The 16,160-nt window shown below is 58.4% G+C and carries 18 protein-coding genes; 7 read left to right on the forward strand and 11 right to left on the reverse strand.

The window, feature by feature from the left end; genetic code table 11:
* Positions 1-42 precede the first annotated feature (42 nt).
* Entirely contained in the window at positions 43-996 is a 954-nt protein-coding gene (locus GGD50_RS26860; protein WP_107106385.1) for a glutathione S-transferase family protein, read from the reverse strand.
* 154 nt (positions 997-1,150) lie between these two features.
* Here GGD50_RS26860 and GGD50_RS26865 point away from each other — a divergent pair, with 154 nt between their 5' ends.
* Together GGD50_RS26865 and GGD50_RS26870 are read left to right on the forward strand one after the other, a co-directional pair.
* Complete coding sequence (locus GGD50_RS26865; protein ID WP_107106384.1) at positions 1,151-1,450, forward strand: DUF2218 domain-containing protein; 300 nt, start codon at positions 1,151-1,153, stop codon at positions 1,448-1,450.
* 81 nt (positions 1,451-1,531) lie between these two features.
* The gene (locus GGD50_RS26870) at positions 1,532-2,131 is read left to right on the forward strand and encodes a nitroreductase family protein (RefSeq protein ID WP_107106383.1); all 600 of its coding nucleotides are present in this window, start codon (positions 1,532-1,534) and stop codon (positions 2,129-2,131) included.
* A gap of 68 nt (positions 2,132-2,199) precedes the next feature.
* Here GGD50_RS26870 and gyrB read toward each other — a convergent pair whose 3' ends face one another.
* The 5 genes from gyrB to GGD50_RS26895 form a co-directional block, all read right to left on the reverse strand.
* The gene (gene gyrB, locus GGD50_RS26875; RefSeq protein WP_107106382.1) at positions 2,200-4,635 is read right to left on the reverse strand and encodes a DNA topoisomerase (ATP-hydrolyzing) subunit B; all 2,436 of its coding nucleotides are present in this window, start codon (positions 4,633-4,635) and stop codon (positions 2,200-2,202) included.
* A 149-nt stretch (positions 4,636-4,784) separates the two neighbouring features.
* A complete protein-coding gene (locus GGD50_RS26880; RefSeq protein ID WP_107106381.1) occupies positions 4,785-5,150 on the reverse strand; it encodes a helix-turn-helix domain-containing protein in 366 nt (121 codons plus the stop codon).
* Complete coding sequence (locus GGD50_RS26885; RefSeq protein ID WP_107106380.1) at positions 5,147-5,722, reverse strand: Smr/MutS family protein; 576 nt, start codon at positions 5,720-5,722, stop codon at positions 5,147-5,149. Before GGD50_RS26885 ends, GGD50_RS26880 begins: the two co-directional genes overlap by 4 nt.
* Positions 5,722-6,840, reverse strand: coding sequence for a murein transglycosylase A (gene mltA, locus GGD50_RS26890; RefSeq protein WP_107106379.1), 1,119 nt, complete (start codon positions 6,838-6,840; stop codon positions 5,722-5,724). The genes GGD50_RS26885 and mltA overlap by 1 nt, the downstream gene beginning before the upstream one ends.
* Positions 6,837-7,538, reverse strand: a complete 702-nt coding sequence (locus tag GGD50_RS26895) for a Tim44/TimA family putative adaptor protein (RefSeq protein ID WP_107106378.1) — start codon at positions 7,536-7,538, stop codon at positions 6,837-6,839. Before GGD50_RS26895 ends, mltA begins: the two co-directional genes overlap by 4 nt.
* Positions 7,539-7,683: 145 nt before the next feature.
* On the opposite strand from GGD50_RS26895, the gene GGD50_RS26900 reads away from it, so the two are divergent.
* Positions 7,684-8,214: an FxsA family protein gene (locus GGD50_RS26900; RefSeq protein WP_107106377.1), complete on the forward strand. Its 531-nt coding sequence runs from the start codon at positions 7,684-7,686 to the stop codon at positions 8,212-8,214.
* A 94-nt stretch (positions 8,215-8,308) separates the two neighbouring features.
* Positions 8,309-8,791, forward strand: coding sequence for a protein-export chaperone SecB (secB, locus tag GGD50_RS26905; RefSeq protein WP_107106376.1), 483 nt, complete (start codon positions 8,309-8,311; stop codon positions 8,789-8,791).
* An 82-nt stretch (positions 8,792-8,873) separates the two neighbouring features.
* Here the strand turns inward: secB and dnaQ are convergent, their stop codons facing one another.
* From dnaQ to GGD50_RS26930, 5 genes are read right to left on the reverse strand one after another with little or no spacing between them, the layout of a single operon-like run.
* Positions 8,874-9,590 carry a DNA polymerase III subunit epsilon gene (gene dnaQ, locus GGD50_RS26910; protein ID WP_107106375.1) on the reverse strand — a complete coding sequence of 239 codons (717 nt, stop codon included), beginning with the start codon at positions 9,588-9,590 and terminating at the stop codon, positions 8,874-8,876.
* 1 nt (position 9,591) lies between these two features.
* Complete coding sequence (coaE, locus tag GGD50_RS26915) at positions 9,592-10,209, reverse strand: dephospho-CoA kinase (RefSeq protein WP_107106374.1); 618 nt, start codon at positions 10,207-10,209, stop codon at positions 9,592-9,594.
* Positions 10,209-11,066: a shikimate dehydrogenase gene (locus GGD50_RS26920; RefSeq protein WP_107106373.1), complete on the reverse strand. Its 858-nt coding sequence runs from the start codon at positions 11,064-11,066 to the stop codon at positions 10,209-10,211. Before GGD50_RS26920 ends, coaE begins: the two co-directional genes overlap by 1 nt.
* Entirely contained in the window at positions 11,059-11,658 is a 600-nt protein-coding gene (locus GGD50_RS26925; protein WP_107106372.1) for a Maf-like protein, read from the reverse strand. The genes GGD50_RS26920 and GGD50_RS26925 overlap by 8 nt, the downstream gene beginning before the upstream one ends.
* 35 nt (positions 11,659-11,693) lie before the next feature.
* The gene (locus GGD50_RS26930) at positions 11,694-12,515 is read right to left on the reverse strand and encodes a pyruvate, water dikinase regulatory protein (protein ID WP_107106371.1); all 822 of its coding nucleotides are present in this window, start codon (positions 12,513-12,515) and stop codon (positions 11,694-11,696) included.
* A gap of 399 nt (positions 12,516-12,914) precedes the next feature.
* On the opposite strand from GGD50_RS26930, the gene hemE reads away from it, so the two are divergent.
* The 3 genes from hemE (at position 12,915) to rho (ending at position 15,966) form a co-directional block, all read left to right on the forward strand.
* Positions 12,915-13,949 (forward strand): uroporphyrinogen decarboxylase, encoded by a 1,035-nt coding sequence (hemE, locus tag GGD50_RS26935; protein ID WP_107106607.1) that lies wholly within the window; start codon positions 12,915-12,917, stop codon positions 13,947-13,949.
* Positions 13,927-14,499 (forward strand): protoporphyrinogen oxidase HemJ, encoded by a 573-nt coding sequence (gene hemJ / locus GGD50_RS26940; RefSeq protein WP_107106370.1) that lies wholly within the window; start codon positions 13,927-13,929, stop codon positions 14,497-14,499. Before hemE ends, hemJ begins: the two co-directional genes overlap by 23 nt.
* Positions 14,500-14,700: 201 nt before the next feature.
* Entirely contained in the window at positions 14,701-15,966 is a 1,266-nt protein-coding gene (rho, locus tag GGD50_RS26945; protein WP_004127423.1) for a transcription termination factor Rho, read from the forward strand.
* Positions 15,967-16,160 lie beyond the last annotated feature (194 nt).

Raw genomic sequence — 16,160 nt, forward strand, 5'->3', positions numbered from 1 at the left:
ACAGAGGCTGACCTTAGACCGGTTTTCGGAGCCGGTCGAGTATCAGAAAAGCTCGTCGAGCGCCGGGCCTGCCGGCACAATTCCCGTCGGATTGAGCGCGGCGATCGAATAGTAACCGCGCTTGATATGATCGAAGCTGACGGTCTCGGCAACGCCCGGCCAGTCGAGCATGCGACGGCAGAAGGCCTGGAGATTGGCATAGTCCGACAGCCGGTGGAGATTGCATTTGAATAGGCCGTGATAGGCAACATCAAAGCGAACGAGCGTGACGAAAAGCCGGATATCGCTTTCGGTCGGGTGACCGGCAAAGAGGAAATCCTTGCCTTCCAGCTCGCCTTCGACCCGATCGAGGCAATCGAAGACATCGCGGAAGGCTTCCTCATAGGCGATCTGTGTCGTCGCAAAGCCGGCGCGGTAGACGCCATTGTTGAGGACCGGATAGATGCGGGCGTTGAAAGCATCGATGGCTTCACGCTGACCGGCCGGATAAAGATCGATCGCATGGCGGGCGAGATCGCCGAAACCGTCGTTCAACATGCGCAGGATATCGGCGGATTCGTTGTTGACGATCGTGCTCTTCCGCTTGTCCCAAAGCACCGGCACGGTGGCACGGCCAGAGAAGAGCGGATCGGCCTTCGTATAGATTTCATGCATATAGCTGGCATCGTTGACCGGATCGTCGGTCGCGCCGGGGTAATTGCCGAAGCGCCAGCCTTGCTTGCTCAAGGCCGGCTCGACCACCGATACGGAAATGGCATCTTCCAAGCCCTTCAACTTGCGGCCGATGAGCGTGCGAGAGGCCCAGGGGCAGATGAGAGCGACGTAGAGATGATAACGGCCGGCTTCGGCAGCAAAACCACCCTCACCCGTCGGGCCCGGCCGCCCATCTAATGTCACCCAATTGCGGAAGCTTGAGGTCTGGCGAACGAAGCCGCCCTTTTCATCCTTGGCCTGGACCGGCTGCCAGTCTTCCATCCACTTTCCGCTCACCAGCACGGTTCTGTCTCCAATTCGCGCGCGTTTTGACGCCGGGGATCATAGCGAAATCGGGTTTCACCGAAATAACGCAATGTTGAAACAGACTGTCTACCGGGCGAGACCTGATGCGACTATAAACTTGCCTGACAAATTCCAGTTATTGGAGCGCCCTATGCCTACTTCCGTTTCTTCCGTGAAAACCGAGCATGCCAGCCGCTATCTGCAGCAGCTTTGCAAGCACTGGAGCCACCGATTCACCGTCGAATTCAACGAAACCGCCGGCAAAGTGCCGTTCAGCCCTGAAACCTCTGTCGAATTCGCGGCCGATGCCTCCGTTTTGCGAATGACCCTGCACGTCGAAAATCCGCAGGATCTCGAGCGCATGCAGAATGTGGTGACCGATCACCTCAAGCGATTTGCCTTCCGCGAAGAACTCGACGTGGTCTGGACTGCGGATGCAAGCCGGGTATAGGTTCGCCTCGTATCCGCCAAGGCCGGTCGCCTTTCCGCTCCCAACGGTCCGCGACTGCCTTCCTCAGATGGAAAGAATCTTATGACGTCCAGCAATTCCCGCGAATCGCAATATCCGATCGACAAGCTCTTTCTCGACCGTTGGTCGCCGCGTGCCTATTCCAACGAAACCATGCCGGAGGCCGATCTCCTGACCATATTGGAAGCCGCCCATTGGGCGCCGTCCGCCTCCAATATGCAGCCCTGGCGCTTCGTCTACGCGCTGCGCGGCTCGGAGAACTGGGAGAAATTCCTCGATCTGCTGATCGAGTTCAACCAGGGCTGGGCGAAATCCGCCGCAGCGCTGCTTTTCGTCGTTTCGCGCACCCATAACGGCGAACTCGGCTCGGCCGAACAGAAGCCCAACTACAGCCACTCCTTCGACACTGGTACAGCTTGGGGCTTCTTGGCGCTACAGGCGCACCTAGCCGGCTACGCAGCTCACGGCATGGGTGGTTTCCATGTCGAGAAATCCTATGAGGTTCTTGGTATCCCGGAAGGCTTCCGCGTCGAGGCTGCCGTTGCGATCGGCAAGATTGGCGACAAGGATCAGCTTCCGGAGAAGCTGAGGGAACGCGAAGTGCCGAACCATCGCAAGCCGCTTTCCGAAGTTGCCTTTAACGGCACCTTTATCGCCAAGTAGTTGATCTTGAAATGCAAAGGCCCGCCCGATGTTTCAGGCGGGCCTTTTTTAATTTCTGAAATCAGCGATCAGATATCGAGGTTGGCGACGCTCAGTGCGTTGTCCTGAATAAATTCGCGCCGGGGCTCGACCTCGTCGCCCATGAGCCGGGCAAACAAACCGTCGGCATCGGTCGCATCGGTGACCTTGACCTGCAGCAGCGAACGGACGTTCGGATCGAGTGTCGTTTCCCAAAGCTGCTCGGCATTCATCTCGCCGAGACCCTTGTAGCGCTGCATGGTAAGACCCTTGCGGCCGCCGGCGAAGATGGTTTCCAGCAGCATGCGCGGACCGGAAATCTCGGTTTCGCCGTCGCGACGAGCGAGCTTCGGCGGCAGGTCGTAGGTCTCCTTGAGGCGCGAAGCGAGCTGATCGATAAGACGTGCGTCCTGCGAACCGATCAGCGCCATGTCGAGAACGACAACTTCCTTGACGCCCCGCACCATGCGCTCGAAACGCAAGCCGCCTTCGCTGGTGAGACCACCGCTCCAACCGCGTTCAGTTTCCTCGGCAATGATGTCGAGCCGCTTGGCAACATCATTCACCAGGCTTTCGGCCCGTGCCGGGTTGCTGACCAACTCGGCATTCAGGGCGCCGGCAATCGCCGCCTGTTCGACGACGGCGCGGTTATAGCGAGAATGCAAATTGTCGATCAGCGTGCGCAGGCGCAGCGCATCGGCAATGACCTCGCGCAGATCCTGGCCGGCGCGGACTTCACCGGTGCCGAGACGCAGGCTGGCATCCTCGAGACCCTGGCCGATCAGATATTCTTCCAGCGCCTTCTCATCCTTCACATATTGCACGGATTTGCCGCGCGTCACCTTATAGAGCGGCGGCTGTGCGATATAGAGATGACCGCGCTCGATGAGATCGGGCATCTGGCGGAAGAAGAAAGTGAGCAGCAGCGTGCGAATGTGAGCGCCGTCGACGTCGGCGTCCGTCATGATGATGATCTTGTGGTAGCGCAGCTTGTCGGCGTTGAACTCGTCCTTGCCGATGCCGGTGCCAAGGGCGGTGATCAGCGTGCCGATTTCCTGGCTCGACAGCATCTTGTCGAAGCGGGCGCGCTCGACGTTGAGGATCTTACCGCGCAGCGGCAGGATGGCCTGGTTTTCGCGCGAACGGCCCTGCTTGGCCGAACCGCCTGCCGAATCGCCCTCCACAAGGAAGACTTCGGACTTGGCCGGATCGCGTTCGGAGCAGTCGGCAAGCTTGCCGGGCAAAGACGCAATATCGAGAGCGCCCTTGCGCCGGGTCAGTTCACGCGCCTTGCGGGCGGCTTCGCGGGCGGCGGCGGCTTCGACGACCTTGCCGACTAGCACCTTCGCATCGGCCGGATGTTCTTCAAGCCAGGTGCTCAGCGCTTCGTTGACGAGGCTTTCGACCACCGGACGCACTTCCGACGACACCAGCTTGTCCTTGGTCTGCGAGGAAAATTTCGGGTCCGGAACCTTTACCGAAAGCACCGCCGTTAGGCCTTCGCGGCAATCATCACCCGTCAGCGTCACCTTTTCCTTCTTGGTGATGCCGGAAGTGTCGGCATAGGAGGTGATCTGGCGCGTCAGCGCGCCACGGAAGCCGGCCATATGCGTGCCGCCATCGCGCTGCGGGATGTTGTTGGTGAAGCAGAGCACGTTTTCGTGGTAGCTGTCGTTCCACCACATCGCCACTTCGACGGTGATGCCATCCTTTTCGCCGCGGATGGAAACCGGCTTGTCGACCAGCGGCTTCTTGGCGCGATCGAGATAAGAGACGAAAGCTTCGAGGCCACCGTCGTAGATCATTTCTTCCTGCCTGATGTCCGAATGCCGCTTGTCGGTCAGGAGAATACGGACGCCGGAATTCAGGAACGCCAGTTCGCGCAGGCGATGCTCCAAGGTCGCGTAGTCGAATTCCGTCATCGTGAAGGTCAGCGAACTCGGCATGAAGCTAACTTCCGTGCCCGTCTCGTTGCCGGCATCGCCGGTCTCCCTGAGCGGCGCATCGGCGACGCCGTGGGTGAAGCTCATTTCATGGATCTTGCCCTGGCGGCGGATCTTCAGTTTCAGCCAGACGGACAGCGCGTTGACGACGGAGACGCCGACGCCATGCAGACCGCCGGAAACCTTATAGGAGTTCTGGTCGAACTTACCGCCGGCGTGGAGCTGGGTCATGATGACTTCGGCCGCGGAAACACCTTCGCCGGTGTGGATGTCCGTCGGGATGCCACGACCGTTGTCGGTGACGGTCACCGAACCATCGGGATTCAGCGCCACCGTGACGATGTCGGCATGACCGGCCAGCGCCTCGTCGATGGCGTTGTCGACCACCTCATAAACCATGTGATGCAGGCCCGAGCCGTCATCCGTGTCGCCGATGTACATGCCGGGGCGCTTGCGCACCGCATCAAGGCCCTTCAGAACCTTGATGGAATCTGCGCCATACTCGGCATTGCCGCCGTTTTCGGTTACGGATGTGTCGGTCATTTATTGAAGTCTTTCCAGTGTTTTAGAGAACCCTGCCGATCACTGCCGAATCAGCGGTTTTTCTTTCCCTGAATATAGGATGTTTCGCCCCGAACTTCCAAATGGAAGGCCCCTCATATCAGGCATAAAGCAGGGGATTAAGGCGGTTTTCAGCCGCTTTTACCGGCATTTTCGAGAAGCTGGGACAGCTCCCTGATCGTTGCTGCATCGAGACCGCGAATCTGGCCTGCCAACCGATTGACAAAGGCCGTATATTCGGGCGCCAGGCCAGAGGTATCGACGACGACGCGCGGGTCGGAAAAGCGCGCCAGCAGGAACAATTCCTCGGCCTCATCCCAGATGATGTTGAAGTATCCGGCGATACGCTGCAGCAGATCGAAGGTCGGCGTACCGCGCTTTCCATGTTCTAAGGCGGATAAATAAGCCGGAGTCACATTCAAGGCCGCGGCCATTTCCTTCTGCGAGACACCCTTGCGCGCCCTGAGTTTTCTCACCGCTTCGCCGAAGGGGGTCACAGCCTCTCCCCCTTCAGCCGCGACAGGCGGATATAGAGAGCGCCATCACCGCCATGATGCTGCGCCGCCGTCTCATAGGACGAAATCAGGAACCGGAATTCCGGCTTGGAAAACCACATCGGCACGGCACGCTTCAAGGCGCCCTCGCTGCCCATGGAGCTGCCCTTGCCAGTGATGACAAGCACATGGCGAAGGCCGCGCTGATGCGCCCGCAGCAGAAAATCGAGGAGCATGGCGTGCGCCTCGCTCTGGATCAGCCCGTGAAGGTCGATCCGTGCTTCCAGCGCCAGCCGGCCCTTGGCGATCTTGCGCTTGACCGGGCGTTCCAGCGGATGATGCGTGCCGGAGGGTTGTTTGGCTGGTACCGGCGCAGTTTGCGGATCGGCAGAGACCGTCGCCTTCGCGGCGCGTGCGGTCTCTTCGGCCTGTGCCTCCGCCGCCAGAACCTCGTCGAAAGCTTCGATATCGGCGAGCCGTTCCGGCATCGGCCGGGTGCTTTTCGCCACCTTGCCCCAGAGGATGCGTTCGTCCGTACTGAGCTTTCGTTCCTTGGTCTGTCGTTCTGAAGCCATCAGCCGAACCTCTGAGCTGCCGCCTTCGGAACCAATATATAAAAATCCGCATCATTGCGCACGGTGCCGGCAAGCTCTCCGGCATCGTAGCCGGAACCGGTAAAGATATCCCCACGCGCCGGGCCAACGATCGCCGAGCCGGTATCGAGCGCCAGCATCAGCCGCCCAAAAGGCTTGCCGCCATCGAGATGGGTCAGGCTTTCCGACTGGATGAAGAAGGGAAAGCCAAAGGTGTGGATCAACCGGTCGACCGCCAGCGAGCGGCCGGCAACCAGCGGCACCTTCGCCGCTGCGATCGGACCGAGCGAGGCATCGCTGACATCGGCCTCACGAAAGAAGATGTAGGACCTGTTGTGCCACAGCACCTCATCGACTTCCTGCGGATGGGCATAGAGCCAATCGCGGATCGTCTGCATCGAAATCGTCGTCCTGTCGAGCACGCCGCGCTCGATCAGCAGACGGCCGACGGCCGAGAAGGGATGACCGGCCTTGGCGGCATAGGTGATGCGACCCATCCGCCCATCGGGATAGAGCAATCGCGCCGCTCCCTGGACATGCACGAAGAAGACATCGACCTCGGACTTCGCCCAGGCGATCTCCAGGCCCCTGCCCTTCAGATATCCTCGATCGATCTCGCCACGATCGGGATAAGCGGAGATGATCCCATCCTTGAGGCGGCCGAACATATAGGACGGATCGAGATCCGTAGGCCGGTTGGTGTCGTCGAGGTCGATCAGATCGTCCGGCCGGCGATAGAAGGGGTAGCGATAGGTCTCGTCCGGCGTTGCGGAGACTGCGATCTCCGGCTCGTAGAAAGCAGTGACGAAACCTCTGGCGCCGTCGCCTCGGCGAATGAAGAAGGGCTGGCAGCGTTCTTCGAAGAAGGCTCGGGCCTCGGCGGCATCCCTGGGCTCATAACCCTTGGCCTCGTCGAGCAGGGCCAGAAGGTCATTTGCGGTCAGCCCGGCTGCGCCGGTGCGATAGGGCTTTACATCTCTGATATGGGCTCGACAGTCTTCCATGGCGCGAAAAAGGCCGGAAGGATCGTCATCCTTCCAGCCCTTCAGATCGGCGAAGGTTGCCGGCTCAAGCCTGAAATCCTGCGATGGGGTCGTCATTGTTCGGATTCGGTCGCCACGAGTTTCCAGTTCGGATCACGCGAACGGCTGTCGCGGGCAAAGGTCCAGAGATCGCTGATCTCGGCAACGGCTTCGGCATCGCCGTCGATCAGCGTGCCGGCCTTGTCATAGGTCGCCGAAATCATCTGGCTGACGATGCGCATCGTCACAAAGGCTTCCGTGCCCTTCATCTCGGCGCTGAGGATATCGGCCTTATCAATGCCGACAAAGGTAGACTTCACCTTTTCGCCCCTGGTTTCGCGCTCGGTAATGGCGGCATCGAAGCCTTCATAGACCTCGCGCGACAACAGGCCCTTCAGCGCCTTGCGATCACCATCGGCAAAGGCCATGACGATCATCTCGTAGGCCATGCGGGCGCCGTTGACGAATTCCTTCGGATTGAAGTTGGGATCGGCCTTGCTCAGTTCGCGCAGCGAATCGTTGAGCGGCGTGCCTGCTGCCGTGAAGGCGTCGATGGCAGCAAAGCGATCCTCATCCTCTGTCGCATCGCGTCGCGGCAGGGTCACCACCTTGCCGGCATCCGGTACGGTCGGACCCGTAGCAGAATCGGGAGAACCATAGAGATCGCGCGGCGGCTTCTCATTCCCCGTGCGGCGGCCAAGGACGCTCCGGAGCTGAAAGAAGATCAGCACCGCTGCCACCAGGAAAAAGATCGTCACAAAGTCGTTTGCACCCATCTCGTATCGGAACCGCCGTTAAAATTAAGAGTTTCAATCCCCATATAGTCCGCATCGATCTATCATTCAAATAGCGGACCGGTATCTTTATTATACGCGATAGACTAACGCTAAGCGTATAAGACCGCTTCCAGGATACGTTAACATGCGCATATCCCTCGTTCCTATCCTCGTCTTTCTGATGCCGCTTGCGGAAATCGCCGGATTCGTCATCGTCGGCAAGATGGTCGGCGTCTGGGCGACATTGGGCCTCGTGATCCTTAGCGCCCTCTTAGGTGCTGCTCTCCTTAGAATCCAGGGCATCGGTATCCTGCAGCGCATTTCCGCCGAGAGCCGCAATGGCGGTGATCCGGGACGCGAGATGGTGCATGGCGCTATGATCGTCGTTGCCGCATTCCTGCTGATGCTGCCTGGCTTCATTTCTGATATTATCGGTTTGCTGCTCTTCATTCCGGCGATCCGTGAGCTCGCCTGGAAGGTTCTGCGGAAGCGCATCGTCGTTCTGGGCAGCTCGCGCGCCTTCAGACGTGGCGCCGGACAAGGCCCGAACTCAGGTCCCGGCCCTCAAACCCGGCCGCGCGGACCCGGGAATGTCGTCGATCTGGACGAAACCGATTTTCATCGCGAGCCCAATCGCAACTCGCCCTGGTCTGACAAAAAGCGCCTTGAAGAGTAGGCAAAGCGGCCAAGGACGGCCAAAGCCTCAAGGGTTGTAAGCCCTTATTCGAAATGCTAGATGGCGACACCCATTGACGTCAGAGGAAACCCCCATGGCCAACGAGAACAGCGGTAACGGCGCAGCCAGCCCGAGCCTTTCCATCCTTGCTCAATACACCAAGGATCTTTCCTTCGAAAATCCTGGTGCTCCGCGCTCGCTGCAGGCCCGGGAAAACGCCCCCGATATCAACATCAATGTCAACGTCAACGCCAACCCGCTGTCGGAATCGGATTTCGACGTCGTGCTGACGCTGAATGCCGAAGCCAAGGATGGCGACCGCGTTCTCTTCCACACCGAGCTGGTCTATGGCGGCGTCTTCCGCGTCACCGGTTTCCCGCAGGAACACATGCTGCCGCTGCTCTTCATCGAGTGCCCGCGCCTGCTGTTCCCCTTCGCCCGTCAGATCATCGCCGACGTCACCCGCAATGGCGGTTTCCCGCCGCTGATGATCGACCCGATCGATTTCGCGCAGATGTTCACCCAGCGCGTTGCGGAAGAACAGGCCCGCGCCCAGGTCGAAGCAGTTCCGAACTAAGCCTTCGATTTTTTCCATCGATGGAAACAAAAATGCCCGGATTTCGATCCGGGCATTTTCTTTTGGAGCTTGGACTATGTCTTCAATTCACGGTGCGGTATTTCGACCAGATGCCCTTTTCGCCCATCTTGGCGATCAGCGCGGCGTGATCTTCCAGCTCGGCCTCGCTCAATCTGCTTGCCAGAGGCTTCGGTCGCACCAGGATATCCGCAGCGATCTCTTCGATATCGTCGGCCTGCCGGGACCGTGCAGATGAACCATTGATGCTGCCGAGACCAAGGGCCGTCTGCCGGCCACCGATCATCTCGATGTAGACTTCAGCCAGCAATTCGGAGTCGAGAAGCGCGCCGTGTTTGGTGCGGTGGGAATTGTCGATGCCGTAGCGACGGCAAAGTGCATCCAGCGAGTTCGGCCCCATCGGATGTTTGCGCCTAGCCATGGCAAGCGTATCGGTCACCATGTCGGGCAGGATCGGCGGACGGCCAAGCCGTGCGAATTCGGCATTGACGAAGCCCATGTCGAACGTCGCATTGTGGGCGATCCACTTCGCTTCGCCGAAAAAGGCAAGAATCTCGTCGGCAACATCGGCAAAGGACGGCTTGTCCTTCAGGAATTCGTCGGTAATGCCGTGCACGGCAAGCGCGTCCGGATGGACCTTGCGGTCGCCGGGATTGATATAGATATGGATGGTCTTGCCGGTCGGGAAGTGATTGAAGAGTTCGATACCGCCGATTTCGATGACACGGTCGGCTCTATTATCGAGGCCGGTCGTTTCCGTATCGAAAATGATTTCACGCATATCAGGGCTCTCCGCCTGTCGATCCATTGTCTGCCGGCCGCTGCCGCAGATCGGCTATGATGTCTTTTATCTGCTTCCGCGCCGCATCGATGCTGCCGCCGGTGTCGATGATATAATCGGCCCGTGCCCGCTTCTCCGCATCCGGCGTCTGGCGGGAGAGAATCATGTTGAATTTTTCCTCAGTCATGCCCGGCCTGGCAAGCACTCTTTCCCGTTGAATCTGCGGATCGCAACTGACGACGACGATCTTGTCCACCCTTTCGTCGGCGCCGGTCTCGAACAGCAGGGGGATGTCGAGCACGACGATATCGGCGCCGGCGGCAGTCTGTTCATCCAAAAACTCCCGCTCGCGCTGCCGCACCAGCGGATGGACGATGGCTTCCAGTCGCTTAAAACCGGATGGATCGGAGGCGAGTTTGCGGCCAAGTTCCTGGCGGTCAACAGCTCCATCTTTCGTCGTTCCGGGAAAAGCGGCTTCGACCAGGGGCACGGCTTCGCCGCTATAGAGATCATGCACCACGGCGTCGGCATCATTCACAGGGATGCCGGCTTCGGCGAAGAGTTTTCCCGACGTCGATTTTCCCATGCCGATCGATCCGGTGAGGCCAACGCGGATCATCAATGTTTGTCCATATCGGCGATGATCAGTGCCCGCAGCGCCTCATCCACCACCGGACGCTTGCCGAACCATTTTTCGAAACCCGGCACAGCTTGGTGCAACAACATGCCAAGGCCATCGACAATGGCGAAGCCCTGTTCTTCTGCCTGAGTCAACAGCGGCGTTTTCAGCGGCACATACACAATGTCGGTGACGACGGCATTTTCAGCAAGCGGCGAAAAATCGATCTGTGGTGCCGCCTCGCCATCCATGCCAAGCGAGGTCGTGTTGACGAGGAGGCCGGCACCTCGCATCACCTCGTTCAGCGCTGCCATCGGATGGGCATGCACACGCTCGCCGAACCGACCCGCCAGTTCCCGCGCCCGCTCGACAGTGCGGTTGACGACATGAATTTCCCCAATACCACGATTGCGCACCGCCTGGATGATGGCCCGGCTGGCGCCGCCGGCACCCATGATCACCACGCGGTCGGTACGATCCCAACCGGGATGGCGCTCATCCAGATTGGCCGTGAAACCGCGGCCATCCGTGTTCGTCGCATGCAGCAATCCGTCCTGAAGCCAGAGTGTGTTCGAAGCCCCGAGCTCTTCAGACAACTCATCCGGCCGGTCCGCCAGCTTAAATGCCGTCTCCTTGTGCGGGATCGTCACGTTACCGCCGACGAAGCCGCTTGAGCCATCTTTCAATGAAGCAATGAAGGCCGGAAAATCATCCGGCGAGACTTCATGGGCGCGATAGCTGCCTGCAAGATCGAGCGCGCGCAGCCAATGGCCATGGATCAAGGGTGAGCGGGAATGCTTGACGGGAAAGCCCGTAACGAAGGCGTTGGGGCCGAATGTTTCACGTGAATCACCCATCAATCACTCCCAGTTCGCGAAGCTGCTGAAGGAGCGGCAGCATCGGCAACCCGACGATGGTAAAATAATCGCCGTCGATTTTCGAGAAAAGCTGTATCCCCTCCGCCTCGAGCTGATAGGCACCGACGCTCGACAGCGCCTTGTCGCCGACACGGCTCAGATGGCGATGGATAAAATCGGATGAGAGATCGCGCATGGTCAATTCGGCGTGGGACACATGTTCCCAGATGATGTCGCCATTGCGCGCCAGTGCGATGGCACTGTTCAGACGATGGGTCTTGCCGGATAGCGTTCGCAGATGGTTTTCCGCATCCGCCATCGTCTTCGGTTTGTGGAAGACTTCATCGCCAAGCGACATTGTCTGATCTGAACCGATGACGAGCGAGTCGGGGAAACGATCGCTCACCTCTTTCGCCTTGGCCTTGGCGAGCACCAGTGCCACGGCATCCGGCCCGGCGCCATCCTGCTCCAGCGGTGCTTCGATCGCACGTTCATCGATATTAGCCGCGATCGCCTGGAAATGCAGGCCGGCATTTTGCATCAGCATCCACCGGAATGGGCTGGAAGAAGCAAGGATGAGCGGCGCTGTCATATCAAACGAACCTCGGAAATCATGGAATTCAGCGCTTAGCGCAGCTTCGGGCGCAGGGCAACAATGGCGGCGGCGGTCTCTTCGATCGAGCGGCGAGTGACGTCGATGACCGGCCAATTGTGCCGGGCACAGAGCGAGCGGGCATATTTCAGCTCCTCGGAGATGGTCGCGCGATCGATATAGTCACCGCGATCAAAACCGGCTGTTGCACCGAGGATACGATTTTCGCGAACCTGCGATATCCGGTCGGTGGTCGCCACCAGCCCGACGATCAGCGGCTTCGTCGCCCGGATCAAACTTTCGGGCAACGGCACGCCATGGACGATGGGAATGTTGGCCGTCTTGATGCCTCTGTTGGCAAGATAGATGCTGGTCGGCGTCTTCGATGTCCGGCTGATGCCGACGAGGACGACATCGGCATCATTATAGTCATCCTGCATCTGCCCATCGTCGTGATCCATCGTGAAGTTCAACGCTTCGATGCGCGCGAAGTAATCGGCATTCATGACATGCTGGGCGCCGACCCGGCGGCGCGACGCCGTGCCGAGGTAGGTCTGAAAGACATTCATGACTGGTTCAAGGACATTGACGCAGGGCACGCCCATTTCGCGGCAGCGCTCGTCGATGAAATCGGCAAGCTCGCGGTCAACGATCGTATAAAGGACAATACCCGGACTGTGGTCGATCGCTTCCAGAACCGGCAGGAGCTGTTTGCGATTCCGGATCAGCGGATAAACATGTTCGAGCGGCTGGCTGGCATGGAATTGCACCGAGGCGGCGCGGCCGGCGGAAATCAGAGTCTCGCCCGTTGAGTCAGAAATCAGATGCAGATGAAAGAAGCTTGTCCGGTTTTCCACGCTACTTTCCATCACCTGTTGATATCTCGGGAGAGAAGAGAGGTACGGGAACCGACCGCTCTGGGGCAAGTGGAAAACCGCCGACTTTTCCACATTTCGAATTTTGACGAGGGCGCTTCTTTGGGTTTGTGGGCAATGTGGATAATTTGCATTCGTTAGCAAGGCTCCCCACTTTATCCCCAGTCTGGACTGAAATGAAATAGGAGCCAAGTCCTTCAAAAGATTGCCGTAACGTTTCGCTTTTCCACATATCCAGCACTTATGCTGAACTCTTTGCCGGATATTGACGGATGCGCGACATTTTGGATCAGTCGTGGATGGATTTTAATCCTTGATAGTCACCGACTCTAAGAAATAGAAACCTTAGATATATGTTTGGTTTTATATGGGGTGATGTCTGTGAGCGATGAACGCCGGAAGATTATGAGGGTGCTGGGTGGAGAAACGCTGACCCCTCCCCCTCTCTGGCTAATGCGCCAAGCTGGCCGCTATCTTCCGGAATATAGAGAGACACGGGCAAAGGCCGGAAGCTTTCTCGAACTCTGTTATAGCCCGGAGCATGCGGTCGAAGTGACCATGCAGCCGATCCGGCGATATGGCTTTGATGCTGCGATCCTGTTTTCCGATATCCTGGTGATCCCCGACGCGCTGAAGCGCAATGTCCGTTATACCGAAGGGCATGGCCCGGAGATGGATCCCATTGATGAAGCCGGCATTCAGGCGCTGAAGGGCGGTGGCGTGGTCGATTATCTGGCCCCGGTCATGGAGACGGTGCGGCGGCTGCGCAGCGAGCTGCCTGAGGAAACGACGCTGCTCGGATTTTGTGGAGCACCCTGGACGGTTGCGACCTATATGATCGCTGGCCACGGCACTTCGGATCAGGCCCCTGCTCGGCTTTTCGCCTATCGGCATCCAAAGGCATTCGAGCATCTGTTGATGCTGCTTGCCGATATTTCCGCCGACTATCTCTTGGCGCAGATTGATGCCGGTGCCGATGCCGTGCAGATCTTTGATTCCTGGGCTGGCGTTCTCGGCGAAAAGGAGTTTGAGGCTTTTGCGGTCAAGCCGGTTGCCAGAATCATCGCTTCGGTCAAGGCACAGAGGCCGAAAGCAAAGGTCATCGCCTTTGCCAAGGGCGCTGGATATATGTTGAAGACCTACCGGCAGAAGACGGGGGCCGATGCAATCGGTCTCGACTGGTCCGTGCCGCTCGCCTTTGCCAAGGAACTGCAGCAGGAAGGACCGGTGCAGGGCAATCTCGATCCGATGCGTGTCGTTGCCGGCGGCAAGGCCCTCAGGGATGGAATTGACGACGTCCTGCAGCATCTCGGCCATGGTCCGCTGATCTTCAATCTTGGCCATGGCATTACCCCTCAGGCCGATCCATCTCACGTCACCGCTCTGGTCGAGCATGTGCGTGCATGGAAGGGGTGACGAGGTGAACGCGGAAAAGCAGATAGACCCTCGTCCAGGCGCCTACGCCAGCCGGCGCGCCTATTTCATGATCCTCCTATTCGCAGCGTTGGCGATTGGCCTGTTTGCCTGGCATCCGGACAATCTCTACCTCTGGATCAAGGCGTTCCATATCATCGCTGTGATCTCGTGGATGGCCGGGCTCTTCTATATGCCGCGGCTTTTCATCTATCACACCGACGCCGAGCCCGGCTCGCAGCAGTCTGAGACCTTCAAGGTGATGGAGCGGCGGCTATTGCGGGTGATCATGACGCCGGCAATGATGCTGACCTGGATTTTCGGGCTCTATCTCGCCTGGTCGGTCTATGATTTCCACGGCGGATGGCTGCATGCCAAGATCGGCCTGGTCGTGCTGCTGACGGGTGTCCATATGTTCTTCAGCCGCGCCGTTCGAGCCTTTGCGCGCGATGAAAACCGTCATTCGGCCCGCTACTGGCGGTTCATGAACGAGGCGCCGACGGTGTTGATGATCCTGATCGTCATTCTCGTCGTGGTGAAGCCGTTTGCATGAAATAAGAAGCAAAACTTAGCACTGACGTTAAATTTCTTTCATTTTGTCAGCCCCCCTTGCGGGGCACAAAGTGAATCGCTATTTTCCCGCCATCTCTTCTTCGTGGCATGTATCAGTTCTGTCGCCCGCGAACACCCTCATCGCGGTTCTGAATACGACCAACATTGCCTTTCCCCTTTCTAAAACAGAGTAAATCCCTTCATGGCTGAAATGAAGCTTCAAGAACTTAAGAATAAATCCCCGACCGATCTCCTGGCCTTTGCCGAATCGCTCGAGGTCGAAAATGCAAGCACGATGCGCAAACAGGAATTGATGTTTGCCATTCTGAAGGTGCTTGCCAGCCAGGACGTGGAAATTATCGGCGAAGGCGTTGTCGAGGTTCTGCAGGACGGATTTGGTTTCCTGCGTTCTGCCAATGCCAATTATCTGCCGGGTCCGGACGATATCTATATCTCCCCGTCGCAGATCCGCCGTTTCTCGCTGAAGACGGGCGATACGGTCGAGGGGCCGATCCGCGGACCGAAGGAAGGCGAGCGTTATTTCGCGCTGTTGAAGGTCAACACCATCAATTTTGACGATCCGGAAAAGATTCGTCACAAAGTCCATTTCGACAATCTGACGCCGCTTTATCCGAATGAACGCTTCCGTATGGAACTCGACGTTCCGACCTCCAAGGACCTGTCGCCGCGCGTCATCGATCTCGTAGCGCCGCTCGGCAAGGGCCAACGCGGTCTGATCGTGGCGCCGCCGCGTACCGGTAAGACAGTGCTGCTGCAGAACATTGCCCATTCGATCACCGCCAATCACCCGGACTGCTATCTGATCGTTCTGCTGATCGACGAACGTCCGGAAGAAGTGACGGATATGCAGCGTTCGGTGCGCGGCGAGGTCATTTCCTCGACCTTCGATGAACCGGCCGTTCGCCACGTACAGGTTGCCGAGATGGTCATCGAAAAGGCCAAGCGCCTAGTCGAGCATGGCCGTGACGTTGTTATCCTGCTCGATTCGATCACCCGCCTCGGCCGCGCCTACAACACCGTCGTTCCTTCCTCCGGTAAGGTTCTGACTGGTGGTGTCGACGCCAACGCCTTGCAGCGTCCGAAGCGCTTCTTCGGTGCCGCGCGTAATATCGAAGAAGGTGGTTCGCTGACCATCATCGCGACCGCGCTGATCGATACCGGCAGCCGCATGGATGAAGTGATCTTCGAAGAGTTCAAGGGCACTGGTAACTCGGAAATCGTTCTTGACCGTAAGGTTGCCGATAAGCGCATCTTCCCGGCCATGGATATTCTCAAGTCCGGCACTCGTAAGGAAGACCTGCTCGTGCCGCGCCAGGATCTCCAGAAGATTTTCGTTCTCCGCCGTATCCTTGCACCGATGGGTACGACCGATGCGATCGAATTCCTCATCGACAAGTTGAAGCAGACGAAGAACAATCCGGACTTCTTCGACTCGATGAACACGTAATCCTTAGCCGGATTTATCCTCACTCCAGAGTGAGGCAAGTCGAAAGAAACCGATCGGGTCGCTTTTATGCGGCCCGATTTTGTTTGTGAGCGTGACTTTTAAGAGATGTCGCGCAAAAGTGTGCAGCGGTTTTGCGAGACGACAGGCGACCGAAGATGCGGGAAGCGAATCCAAATGGTCGCGATGCGTTTTAG

It is taken from the genome of Martinezella paranaensis (assembly GCF_014200235.1).
GTDB classification, from domain to species: Bacteria; Pseudomonadota; Alphaproteobacteria; order Rhizobiales; family Rhizobiaceae; genus Rhizobium; species Rhizobium paranaense.